This window comes from Pseudomonas sp. FP597 (assembly GCF_030687435.1).
Lineage (GTDB): Bacteria > Pseudomonadota > Gammaproteobacteria > Pseudomonadales > Pseudomonadaceae > Aquipseudomonas > Aquipseudomonas lactucae.
The window spans coordinates 5,865,612-5,877,276 of record NZ_CP117432.1; the positions used below are offsets into that span (position 1 = coordinate 5,865,612).

General features: G+C 52.8%; 9 protein-coding genes, 6 tRNA genes and 3 rRNA genes. All 18 read right to left on the bottom strand.

Features of this window, described 5'->3' with window-relative positions; genetic code table 11:
- Positions 1 to 64: 64 nt before the first annotated feature.
- Positions 65 to 430, bottom strand: coding sequence for a 50S ribosomal protein L7/L12 (gene rplL / locus PSH66_RS26910; RefSeq protein ID WP_003176432.1), 366 nt, complete (start codon positions 428 to 430; stop codon positions 65 to 67).
- A 78-nt stretch (positions 431 to 508) separates the two neighbouring features.
- On the bottom strand, positions 509 to 1,009 hold the full coding sequence (gene rplJ, locus PSH66_RS26915) for a 50S ribosomal protein L10 (protein WP_003176433.1): 501 nt from the start codon (positions 1,007 to 1,009) through the stop codon (positions 509 to 511).
- Positions 1,010 to 1,208: 199 nt separating this feature from the next.
- Entirely contained in the window at positions 1,209 to 1,904 is a 696-nt protein-coding gene (gene rplA / locus PSH66_RS26920) for a 50S ribosomal protein L1 (RefSeq protein ID WP_003176434.1), read from the bottom strand.
- Positions 1,904 to 2,335, bottom strand: coding sequence for a 50S ribosomal protein L11 (rplK, locus tag PSH66_RS26925; RefSeq protein WP_003176435.1), 432 nt, complete (start codon positions 2,333 to 2,335; stop codon positions 1,904 to 1,906). The genes rplA and rplK overlap by 1 nt, the downstream gene beginning before the upstream one ends.
- A gap of 116 nt (positions 2,336 to 2,451) precedes the next feature.
- Positions 2,452 to 2,985, bottom strand: a complete 534-nt coding sequence (gene nusG, locus PSH66_RS26930; RefSeq protein WP_003176436.1) for a transcription termination/antitermination protein NusG — start codon at positions 2,983 to 2,985, stop codon at positions 2,452 to 2,454.
- Positions 2,986 to 2,994: 9 nt separating this feature from the next.
- Entirely contained in the window at positions 2,995 to 3,363 is a 369-nt protein-coding gene (secE, locus tag PSH66_RS26935) for a preprotein translocase subunit SecE (protein ID WP_016969478.1), read from the bottom strand.
- Positions 3,364 to 3,408: 45 nt separating this feature from the next.
- Positions 3,409 to 3,484: transfer RNA gene (locus tag PSH66_RS26940), tRNA-Trp, on the bottom strand.
- A gap of 143 nt (positions 3,485 to 3,627) precedes the next feature.
- Positions 3,628 to 3,703: transfer RNA gene (locus tag PSH66_RS26945), tRNA-Thr, on the bottom strand.
- Between the two features lie 26 nt (positions 3,704 to 3,729).
- A tRNA-Gly gene (locus PSH66_RS26950) sits at positions 3,730 to 3,803 on the bottom strand.
- Between the two features lie 23 nt (positions 3,804 to 3,826).
- A tRNA-Tyr gene (locus tag PSH66_RS26955) sits at positions 3,827 to 3,911 on the bottom strand.
- Between the two features lie 142 nt (positions 3,912 to 4,053).
- Positions 4,054 to 4,491 carry a hypothetical protein gene (locus PSH66_RS26960; protein ID WP_305427973.1) on the bottom strand — a complete coding sequence of 146 codons (438 nt, stop codon included), beginning with the start codon at positions 4,489 to 4,491 and terminating at the stop codon, positions 4,054 to 4,056.
- A 7-nt stretch (positions 4,492 to 4,498) separates the two neighbouring features.
- Complete coding sequence (locus tag PSH66_RS26965) at positions 4,499 to 5,248, bottom strand: pantothenate kinase (RefSeq protein WP_141063390.1); 750 nt, start codon at positions 5,246 to 5,248, stop codon at positions 4,499 to 4,501.
- The gene (birA, locus tag PSH66_RS26970; RefSeq protein WP_003176439.1) at positions 5,238 to 6,197 is read right to left on the bottom strand and encodes a bifunctional biotin--[acetyl-CoA-carboxylase] ligase/biotin operon repressor BirA; all 960 of its coding nucleotides are present in this window, start codon (positions 6,195 to 6,197) and stop codon (positions 5,238 to 5,240) included. Before birA ends, PSH66_RS26965 begins: the two co-directional genes overlap by 11 nt.
- A gap of 158 nt (positions 6,198 to 6,355) precedes the next feature.
- A 5S ribosomal RNA gene (gene rrf / locus PSH66_RS26975) occupies positions 6,356 to 6,471 on the bottom strand.
- A gap of 157 nt (positions 6,472 to 6,628) precedes the next feature.
- Positions 6,629 to 9,520, bottom strand: a 23S ribosomal RNA gene (locus PSH66_RS26980).
- Between the two features lie 236 nt (positions 9,521 to 9,756).
- A tRNA-Ala gene (locus PSH66_RS26985) sits at positions 9,757 to 9,832 on the bottom strand.
- A gap of 10 nt (positions 9,833 to 9,842) precedes the next feature.
- A tRNA-Ile gene (locus PSH66_RS26990) sits at positions 9,843 to 9,919 on the bottom strand.
- A gap of 121 nt (positions 9,920 to 10,040) precedes the next feature.
- Positions 10,041 to 11,577 (bottom strand): 16S ribosomal RNA (locus PSH66_RS26995).
- The 16S, 23S and 5S rRNA genes sit together here with 2 tRNA genes alongside, the layout of an rRNA operon.
- Positions 11,578 to 11,665 lie beyond the last annotated feature (88 nt).

Here is an 11,665-nt window from a genome sequence, read left to right on the forward strand (position 1 = left end):
TGGCAAGAGCCACCAGCCATCAGCCTTCAGCTTAACGCTTGGGCTGGAGACGCAAGGTCGATGCTTACTTCAGCTCGACTTTAGCGCCTGCTTCTTCCAGAGTAGCTTTGGCTTTGTCAGCGGCGTCTTTCGACACTGCTTCCAGAACCTGGGCAGGAGCGCCGTCAACGACAGCCTTGGCTTCTTTCAGGCCCAGACCGGTCAGTTCACGTACTGCCTTGATCACGTTTACTTTCTTCTCGCCAGCTTCCAGCAGCATGACGTTGAATTCGGTTTGCTCTTCAGCAGCGACAGCAGCAACAGCTGGGCCAGCGGAAGCAGCGGCAGCGGAAACGCCGAATTTTTCTTCGAAAGCTTTGATCAGCTCAACAACCTGCAGAACCGACATTTCAGCTACGGCGTTGAGGATATCGTCTTGGGAGATAGACATTGCTGTATTTCCTGAATTGGGGGACGGCCTACGCGGCCATCGAAATAAACAAAAATACGCGAGAGAATTTGCTCAGCCTTAGGCTGCGGCAGCTTCTTTTTGCTCGCGAACTGCAGCCAGAGTACGAGCCAGCTTGCTGGTAGCGCCTTGAATCACGCTCATCAGCTGCGAAATAGCTTCGTTACGGGTCGGCAGTGTTGCCAGTACGTCGATTTGGTTAGCTGCGAGGAACTTGCCCTCGAACGCAGCTGCCTTGATCTCGAACTTATCCTGACTCTTGGCGAATTCCTTGAACAAACGGGCAGCAGCGCCTGGATGATCCTTGGAGAACGCGATCAGAGTCGGGCCGGTGAACACGTCGTTGAGAACACTGTATTCAGTGTCAGCAACAGCGCGCTTGAGCAGGGTGTTACGTACAACACGTACGTATACGCCAGCTTCACGAGCCTCTTTACGGAGTCCGGTCATAGCGCCTACTGTCACACCACGGGCATCAGCCACGACAGCGGACAGAGCAGCTTTGGCAGCCTCGTTGACTTCAGCGACGATGGCCTTCTTGTCTTCGAGATTAATTGCCACGGGTTTAACTCCTGCTTGTTACCGTTTCATCTGGCCGGAGCCGGATGTCGTTTTGGTGTCTGATTCGGTAAGGAACCGGGAGCACCATCTGCGTAGGCTTGTTGGTTTAAGACTTGCGTCGCCTACGGTCTTGGATAGCCCCCGCCAGGCAGGGACCCCAATCTTTCAATTGGCGCAATCGCTTGCACCAATTCGTGTCTTATACGTCCAGCGAGCCTTGGTCGATGACCAGACCTGGGCCCATAGTGGTGCTCAGGGTAACGCGCTTGACGTAGATACCTTTCGAAGAAGCTGGCTTGATACGCTTCAGATCAGCGATCAGGGCTTCAACGTTTTCCTTCAGCTTGACGGCATCGAAGCCGACTTTGCCAACGGAGGTGTGAATGATGCCGTTTTTGTCGGTGCGATAACGAACCTGACCAGCCTTGGCGTTTTTAACCGCGGTAGCTACGTCTGGGGTTACGGTGCCGACTTTAGGGTTAGGCATCAGGCCACGTGGACCCAGGATCTGGCCCAACTGACCTACAACACGCATTGCGTCCGGGGAAGCAATAACGACGTCATAGTTCAGGTCGCCGCCTTTCATTTCGGCAGCCAGGTCGTCCATGCCAACGCGATCAGCGCCAGCAGCCAGAGCAGCTTCAGCCGCCGGGCCTTGGGTGAAGACAGCTACACGTACAGTCTTGCCAGTACCGTGTGGCAGCACAGTTGCGCTACGAACGACCTGGTCGGATTTACGTGGGTCAACACCCAGGTTCACAGCAACGTCAACGGACTCGCTGAACTTGACAGTCGACAGCTCGGTCAGCAGGGCGGCAGCGTCTACGAAGTTGTAGGACTTGCCCGCTTCGATTTTGCCGGCGATAGCCTTTTGGCGCTTGGTCAGCTTAGCCATTACACACCCTCCACGTTAAGGCCCATGCTACGAGCAGAACCGGCGATGGTACGCACGGCTGCATCCATATCAGCTGCAGTCAGATCCGCGTTTTTGGTTTTCGCGATTTCTTCCAGCTGAGCACGGGTCACGGTGCCAACCTTAACGGTGTTAGGACGAGCGGAACCGCTAGTCAGACCAGCAGCTTTCTTCAACAGAACCGAAGCCGGGGTCGACTTGGTTTCGAAGGTGAAGCTACGGTCGCTGTATACAGTGATGATCACTGGAGTCGGCAGACCTGGCTCAAGACCCTGAGTACGGGCGTTGAAGGCCTTGCAGAATTCCATGATGTTCACGCCGTGCTGACCCAGAGCTGGACCGACGGGTGGGCTAGGGTTGGCCTGAGCGGCCTTCACTTGCAGCTTGATGTAAGCGGTAATCTTCTTGGCCATGAGGCACTCCAATTACGGGTTCAAACGCCTCGAAAGGCTCCCCGGTTACTTGCGCGTTTATCCCAGTGACGACAAAACCCCACAGCCTAGGCTGTGGGGTTGGGATGCTTGCTCAGCTAGACCTTCTCGACCTGGCTGAACTCCAGCTCTACCGGGGTAGAGCGACCGAAAATGAGCACTGCCACTTGGATCCGGCTCTTTTCGTAGTTAACTTCTTCGACGGTGCCATTGAAATCAGCGAACGGACCATCTGTAACACGAACAACCTCACCCGGCTCGAACAACGTCTTCGGCTTAGGCTTGTCGCTACCGTCAGCAACGCGACGCAGAATTGCTTCCGCCTCTTTATCGGTGATCGGCGCAGGCTTATCAGCGGTACCGCCAATGAAACCCATGACACGAGGAGTATCCTTGACCAAGTGCCAAGTACCTTCGTTCATGTCCATCTGTACCAGCACATAGCCAGGGAAGAACTTGCGTTCACTCTTGCGCTTCTGACCATTCCGCATTTCAACCACTTCTTCAGTGGGAACCAGAATTTCGCCGAAGCCATCTTCCATGCCTGCCAGCTTTACGCGCTCCAGCAAAGAGCGCATAACATGCTTCTCGTAACCCGAGTAAGCATGCACAACGTACCAACGCTTAGCCACGGGACACCCTTAGCCAACAATCAAGGAAACAAGCCAGCCGAGCAGGGAATCAAGCCCCCACAACAGCAACGCCATAACCAGAACTACAGCCACGACAATCAATGTGGTCTGAGTGGTTTCTTGGCGAGTCGGCCAAACGACTTTACGGATTTCGGTACGAGCTTCCTTTACCAGGACCGCGAAAGACTTGCCTTTGGCAGTCTGCAGGCCTACAAAGGCAGCTACAGCAGCAAGAGCAAGCAAAGCGAGGACGCGGTACAGGATCGGCGAAGCAGAATAGTACTGATTGCCAACAACGCCTACGACCACCAAGACGACTACAGCGAGCCACTTGACCAGATCGAAACGAGAGCTTTGAGCTTCAGCCTTAGGAGTCATCTATGAAGATCCTGTGAAAAGAAAGCCAGATACACCACGTGAATCTGGCAGGTCAGGAGGGAATCGAACCCCCAACCTACGGTTTTGGAGACCGTCGCTCTGCCAATTGAGCTACTGACCTAAAACAAAATCAGGCCGACCATTATGCAGGCCTGAAAAAGACTTTACAACAACCAACCCCACAAGACTTGAAATAACGGACAGCAATCAAGCCGAGGCAGCTGTTAAAACAAAGGCAGATATTTTCATATCTGCCTTGTCATATGGAGCTCTTGAGCGGATTTGAACCGCTGACCTCACCCTTACCAAGGGTGTGCTCTACCAACTGAGCTACAAGAGCAAAACACCGTGCACAACCTGCAAACTTGGAGCGGGTAGCGGGAATCGAACCCGCATCATCAGCTTGGAAGGCTGAGGTTCTACCACTAAACTATACCCGCGGAGCTTGCAGCTCACGCTAAAATGGTGGAGGGGGAAGGATTCGAACCTTCGAAGTCGTAGACGTCAGATTTACAGTCTGATCCCTTTGGCCGCTCGGGAACCCCTCCTAAGCGAGCCGGCATTTTACATCACGCCGGCCTTCTGTCAAGCATTTTCTCATTTAAATTATGAGGTTAGCTGCGTTGACGCCGCTTCACATCAAATCCCCCTAGAGGTCTTCACTGCGAAGCGGGCGCCATTCTATGCAAACTATTCGACAGTTGCAATGCCTTCGCACAGCATTATTTTGTGTTTTAACTCATTGAATTCCTTAGCAAGGTTTTCAAAGGGCAAATCGTCGGCCAAGCGCCTGCTTTCAGGGGCTACTCGAAGCCAGTAGCCCGTGGCGTCAGCCGTATTCAACAACTGAAGCCTGGCCTTTATATCCAGACTGGTGAGGCGTTGCTCGACGGATTGTGCCTGGCGCGGGTCGGAGAACCCACCAATGTACAAGCACGTATCGGACGATTTCGCTCGTTCCCTTCGCGTCATCGCCTCAGAAGACTCACTTAGCAGACGAATATCCTGCTGCGAGCCTCGATAAAGACTTAGCGGAGTCACATCCTTGGCGCGTAGTGGCGCCTCTTGCTGATGCCATATGTAGTAGAAGACATTGAGGATAAGTAGAAGCAAGAACAACCAACGCATAAACACCTCAGGACAAAGGGCAAGCCATTGCCAGACCAACAAATACCAGATCTGGAACGACCCGCGCCTGCGGCACGGCATTGCAGACCAAGTCCGCATCTCCACCGGTCAGAAACACAGTGAAATCATCTCCCCAATAGGCCCTGGCAAGCTCGATCTGGGTCAGCACGAATCCTCTCAGCATTAGCATACATCCTCGCTCCACCGCCTCGGCAGTAGTGCGCCCAGGCGAAAGGCATTCCAGAGCCCGCTCAGCCGCAGCATCGTCGTAACGTATCTTATGAGTATGCGTTCGCAGCTGGTTGCGCATAAGAGGCATGCCAGGACAAATAAATCCCCCCAAATGCTCGCCATCTGCAGCAACGAAATCGGCAGTCGCAGCCGTACCGAAATCCAACACCAGACAAGCGCCTGATGCCAGCTTGTACCCACCAAGGATCGCCAACCACCGGTCAAGGCCAAGCCGCTGGAAATCCTCATAACCATTGCGCACCCCCGCCATTTCGACAGCAGACGTCGCACAGGAAACAGTGACACCAAAAGCCTCGACCAATGTCTCGACCAGCTTGTCTGTTTCCTCCAGGGCGCGAACGCTCACCAGCCGGCAACGCGTCAGCGACAAATTCGGCACCGCCGAAAGGCCCTCAATCAAAGCGATATTCGAACCGACAACACCTTCCGCGTAGGCATTTGCCCTACCCGCCTCCAGTACTCTCCACTTGATAAAGCTATTCCCACAGTCGAGCTCAAGAATCATCACGCAACCTCAGGCTTAACTCGCCACCGCTGTATGCTTTCTCAACACCGTCAACATCCAGACGCAACGCACCTTGCTGATCAACACCAAGCACCACACCATCCACACGATTTACACCTGCGATGAGCGATACCGACCGCCCCTGCCACCCATGATTCTGCTCCCACTCTTCTTGTAGGGCAGCAAAGCCAGACGCTTTGTGTCGATCCAGGTAGCGTTGGAGCTGCAGACCCACCAGGGCTACCAGGGTGTTACGATCAACCGCCACCCCCGTCTCAAGCTGCATTGAAGTCCATTGCTGATCAACCTCATCAGCCCTCTGCATATTCACGTTGATTCCAATTCCGATGACAACGTGACAAATGTCAGCCGGATCCCCAACCAACTCCAGCAATATCCCGGCAATCTTCTTCTGCCCCACCAATACATCGTTCGGCCATTTCAGGACTGCTCCCTGCACACCCGACTCTCGCAGCGCTTGAATGACGGCCAAGCCAACAACAAGACTTAGCCCCTCCAATTGCCGCAGACCATCCTGAATACGCAGTACGAGGCTGTAATAGATATTCTGGGCGAATGGGCTTATCCACTTACGGCCACGCCTGCCCCTTCCGGCCACTTGTTGCTCGGCCAACACCAGAAACGGCGTAGCGCATGTGGCATTTACCAAGCGCAACGCCTCTGCATTGGTGGAGTCAATGGAATCGTAGATATGAATAGGCCACGCTAAAGATGGCGCAATTAGCGCAATTTGTTCTGCATTCAGAAATACCAGCGGCGACGCTAACTGATATCCCTTACCACGCACCTTATGAATAGGTAGATTCAATTCAGCCTCAAGAAGCTGCAGCTGCTTCCATACAGCACTGCGGCTAACACCCAGCGCAGCACCTAGCGCCTCCCCGGAATGGAATCGGCCATCTTTCAAAAGCTCTAACAGCGTTAGCATGCAAGTATCGCCTCACAATGAGGCACGCATGATAGCCATGCGCAGAGGCATTGCATAGAAAGGCCGCACGTCGCCGGGCAACGATGAGCCTCTCGACACTTTCCGAGCGCCCAAAACAAAACCCCACCTGCTTTCGCAAATGGGGTTTCGGAATTTAATCTTGACGATGACCTACTCTCACATGGGGAAACCCCACACTACCATCGGCGATGCATCGTTTCACTTCTGAGTTCGGGATGGGATCAGGTGGTTCCAATGCTCTATGGTCGTCAAGAAATTCGGGTACTGAGTCGTGACCTGATGGCCTCGTTTCAGCAAATTGGGTATGTGACAGCTGTCGGTGTTTTGTGAGCGTCGAACTTTCGGTTCATCTCGTCTTCACACACCGCAATCTGGCGCCTTCTCAGGTCAGCAAATTGCTTGGGTGTTATATGGTCAAGCCTCACGGGCAATTAGTATTGGTTAGCTCAACGCCTCACAGCGCTTACACACCCAACCTATCAACGTCGTAGTCTTCGACGGCCCTTCAGGGGACTCAAGGTCCCAGTGAGATCTCATCTTGAGGCTAGTTTCCCGCTTAGATGCTTTCAGCGGTTATCTATTCCGAACATAGCTACCCGGCAATGCCACTGGCGTGACAACCGGAACACCAGAGGTTCGTCCACTCCGGTCCTCTCGTACTAGGAGCAGCCCCTCTCAAATCTCAAACGTCCACGGCAGATAGGGACCGAACTGTCTCACGACGTTCTAAACCCAGCTCGCGTACCACTTTAAATGGCGAACAGCCATACCCTTGGGACCGGCTTCAGCCCCAGGATGTGATGAGCCGACATCGAGGTGCCAAACACCGCCGTCGATATGAACTCTTGGGCGGTATCAGCCTGTTATCCCCGGAGTACCTTTTATCCGTTGAGCGATGGCCCTTCCATACAGAACCACCGGATCACTAAGACCTACTTTCGTACCTGCTCGACGTGTCTGTCTCGCAGTCAAGCGCGCTTTTGCCTTTATACTCTACGACCGATTTCCGACCGGTCTGAGCGCACCTTCGTACTCCTCCGTTACTCTTTAGGAGGAGACCGCCCCAGTCAAACTACCCACCATACACTGTCCTCGATCCGGATAACGGACCTGAGTTAGAACCTCAAAGTTGCCAGGGTGGTATTTCAAGGTTGGCTCCACGCGAACTGGCGTCCACGCTTCAAAGCCTCCCACCTATCCTACACAAGCAAATTCAAAGTCCAGTGCAAAGCTATAGTAAAGGTTCACGGGGTCTTTCCGTCTAGCCGCGGATACACTGCATCTTCACAGCGATTTCAATTTCACTGAGTCTCGGGTGGAGACAGCGCCGCCATCGTTACGCCATTCGTGCAGGTCGGAACTTACCCGACAAGGAATTTCGCTACCTTAGGACCGTTATAGTTACGGCCGCCGTTTACCGGGGCTTCGATCAAGAGCTTCGCGTTAGCTAACCCCATCAATTAACCTTCCGGCACCGGGCAGGCGTCACACCCTATACGTCCACTTTCGTGTTTGCAGAGTGCTGTGTTTTTAATAAACAGTCGCAGCGGCCTGGTATCTTCGACCGGCATGGGCTTACGGAGCAAGTCCTTCACCCTCACCGGCGCACCTTCTCCCGAAGTTACGGTGCCATTTTGCCTAGTTCCTTCACCCGAGTTCTCTCAAGCGCCTTGGTATTCTCTACCCAACCACCTGTGTCGGTTTGGGGTACGGTTCCTGGTTACCTGAAGCTTAGAAGCTTTTCTTGGAAGCATGGCATCAACCACTTCGTCGTCTAAAAGACGACTCGTCATCAGCTCTCGGCCTTAAGATCCCGGATTTACCTAAGATCTCAGCCTACCACCTTAAACTTGGACAACCAACGCCAAGCTGGCCTAGCCTTCTCCGTCCCTCCATCGCAATAACCAGAAGTACAGGAATATTAACCTGTTTTCCATCGACTACGCTTTTCAGCCTCGCCTTAGGGACCGACTAACCCTGCGTCGATTAACGTTGCGCAGGAAACCTTGGTCTTTCGGCGTGGGTGTTTTTCACACCCATTGTCGTTACTCATGTCAGCATTCGCACTTCTGATACCTCCAGCAAGCTTCTCAACTCACCTTCACAGGCTTACAGAACGCTCCTCTACCGCATCACTTACGTGATACCCGTAGCTTCGGTGTATGGTTTGAGCCCCGTTACATCTTCCGCGCAGGCCGACTCGACTAGTGAGCTATTACGCTTTCTTTAAAGGGTGGCTGCTTCTAAGCCAACCTCCTAGCTGTCTAAGCCTTCCCACATCGTTTCCCACTTAACCATAACTTTGGGACCTTAGCTGACGGTCTGGGTTGTTTCCCTTTTCACGACGGACGTTAGCACCCGCCGTGTGTCTCCCATGCTCGGCACTTGTAGGTATTCGGAGTTTGCATCGGTTTGGTAAGTCGGGATGACCCCCTAGCCGAAACAGTGCTCTACCCCCTACAGTGATACATGAGGCGCTACCTAAATAGCTTTCGAGGAGAACCAGCTATCTCCGAGCTTGATTAGCCTTTCACTCCGATCCACAGGTCATCCGCTAACTTTTCAACGGTAGTCGGTTCGGTCCTCCAGTTAGTGTTACCCAACCTTCAACCTGCCCATGGATAGATCGCCCGGTTTCGGGTCTATTCCCAGCGACTAGACGCCCTATTAAGACTCGCTTTCGCTACGCCTCCCCTATTCGGTTAAGCTCGCCACTGAAAATAAGTCGCTGACCCATTATACAAAAGGTACGCAGTCACCCAACAAAGTGGGCTCCCACTGCTTGTACGCATACGGTTTCAGGATCTATTTCACTCCCCTCTCCGGGGTTCTTTTCGCCTTTCCCTCACGGTACTAGTTCACTATCGGTCAGTCAGTAGTATTTAGCCTTGGAGGATGGTCCCCCCATATTCAGACAAAGTTTCTCGTGCTCCGTCCTACTCGATTTCATGACTAAGAGATTTTCGCGTACAGGGCTATCACCCACTATGGCCGCACTTTCCAGAGCGTTCCGCTAATCTCAAAGCCACTTAAGGGCTAGTCCCCGTTCGCTCGCCACTACTAAGGGAATCTCGGTTGATTTCTTTTCCTCAGGGTACTTAGATGTTTCAGTTCCCCTGGTTCGCCTCTTGCACCTATGTATTCAGTACAAGATAACCATCTTATGATGGCTGGGTTCCCCCATTCAGACATCTCCGGATCAAAGTCTGTTTGCCGACTCCCCGAAGCTTTTCGCAGGCTACCACGTCTTTCATCGCCTCTGACTGCCAAGGCATCCACCGTATGCGCTTCTTCACTTGACCATATAACCCCAAGCAATCTGGTTATACTGTGAAGACAACATTCGCCGAAAATTCGAATTTCTCGTTAAGAGAACTCACAAATTTTACCTTAGCCTGATCCATTACCAGTGAAAGTAACGGTCAGTCTATCTTTCTATCACATACCCAAATTTTTAAAGAACGATCTAATCAAAGACTAGAAATCAATATTCATCAACGAATATTCATTTCTAAACTCTAACAGCAGAAACAGTTAATGGTGGAGCCAAACGGGATCGAACCGTTGACCTCCTGCGTGCAAGGCAGGCGCTCTCCCAGCTGAGCTATGGCCCCATAACAAAATTGGTGGGTCTGGGCAGATTCGAACTGCCGACCTCACCCTTATCAGGGGTGCGCTCTAACCAACTGAGCTACAGACCCAATTTCGAGCGCAACTGATTAGCTAAGAGCTATCAGCTTGGAGCTTAAAGCTGTTCTATCGTCTTCTTCAATGAATCAAGCAATTCGTGTGGGAACTTATGGAGCAGCTGATGTCGTCGATTAAGGAGGTGATCCAGCCGCAGGTTCCCCTACGGCTACCTTGTTACGACTTCACCCCAGTCATGAATCACACCGTGGTAACCGTCCTCCCGAAGGTTAGACTAGCTACTTCTGGTGCAACCCACTCCCATGGTGTGACGGGCGGTGTGTACAAGGCCCGGGAACGTATTCACCGCGACATTCTGATTCGCGATTACTAGCGATTCCGACTTCACGCAGTCGAGTTGCAGACTGCGATCCGGACTACGATCGGTTTTGTGGGATTAGCTCCACCTCGCGGCTTGGCAACCCTCTGTACCGACCATTGTAGCACGTGTGTAGCCCAGGCCGTAAGGGCCATGATGACTTGACGTCATCCCCACCTTCCTCCGGTTTGTCACCGGCAGTCTCCTTAGAGTGCCCACCATAACGTGCTGGTAACTAAGGACAAGGGTTGCGCTCGTTACGGGACTTAACCCAACATCTCACGACACGAGCTGACGACAGCCATGCAGCACCTGTCTCAATGTTCCCGAAGGCACCAATCTATCTCTAGAAAGTTCATTGGATGTCAAGGCCTGGTAAGGTTCTTCGCGTTGCTTCGAATTAAACCACATGCTCCACCGCTTGTGCGGGCCCCCGTCAATTCATTTGAGTTTTAACCTTGCGGCCGTACTCCCCAGGCGGTCAACTTAATGCGTTAGCTGCGCCACTAAGAGCTCAAGGCTCCCAACGGCTAGTTGACATCGTTTACGGCGTGGACTACCAGGGTATCTAATCCTGTTTGCTCCCCACGCTTTCGCACCTCAGTGTCAGTGTTGGTCCAGGTGGTCGCCTTCGCCACTGGTGTTCCTTCCTATATCTACGCATTTCACCGCTACACAGGAAATTCCACCACCCTCTACCACACTCTAGTCAGTCAGTTTTGAATGCAGTTCCCAGGTTGAGCCCGGGGATTTCACATCCAACTTAACAAACCACCTACGCGCGCTTTACGCCCAGTAATTCCGATTAACGCTTGCACCCTCTGTATTACCGCGGCTGCTGGCACAGAGTTAGCCGGTGCTTATTCTGTCGGTAACGTCAAAATTGCAGAGTATTAATCTACAACCCTTCCTCCCAACTTAAAGTGCTTTACAATCCGAAGACCTTCTTCACACACGCGGCATGGCTGGATCAGGCTTTCGCCCATTGTCCAATATTCCCCACTGCTGCCTCCCGTAGGAGTCTGGACCGTGTCTCAGTTCCAGTGTGACTGATCATCCTCTCAGACCAGTTACGGATCGTCGCCTTGGTGAGCCATTACCTCACCAACTAGCTAATCCGACCTAGGCTCATCTGATAGCGCAAGGCCCGAAGGTCCCCTGCTTTCTCCCGTAGGACGTATGCGGTATTAGCGTCCGTTTCCGAACGTTATCCCCCACTACCAGGCAGATTCCTAGGCTTTACTCACCCGTCCGCCGCTCTCAAGAGAAGCAAGCTTCTCTCTACCGCTCGACTTGCATGTGTTAGGCCTGCCGCCAGCGTTCAATCTGAGCCATGATCAAACTCTTCAGTTCAAACATCTTTGGGTTTTTAAGAAACCCTAAACTTGGCTCAGCAATCGTTGGTTACATCTTTGATTTCTCGCGGAGTAACTTGTGATGC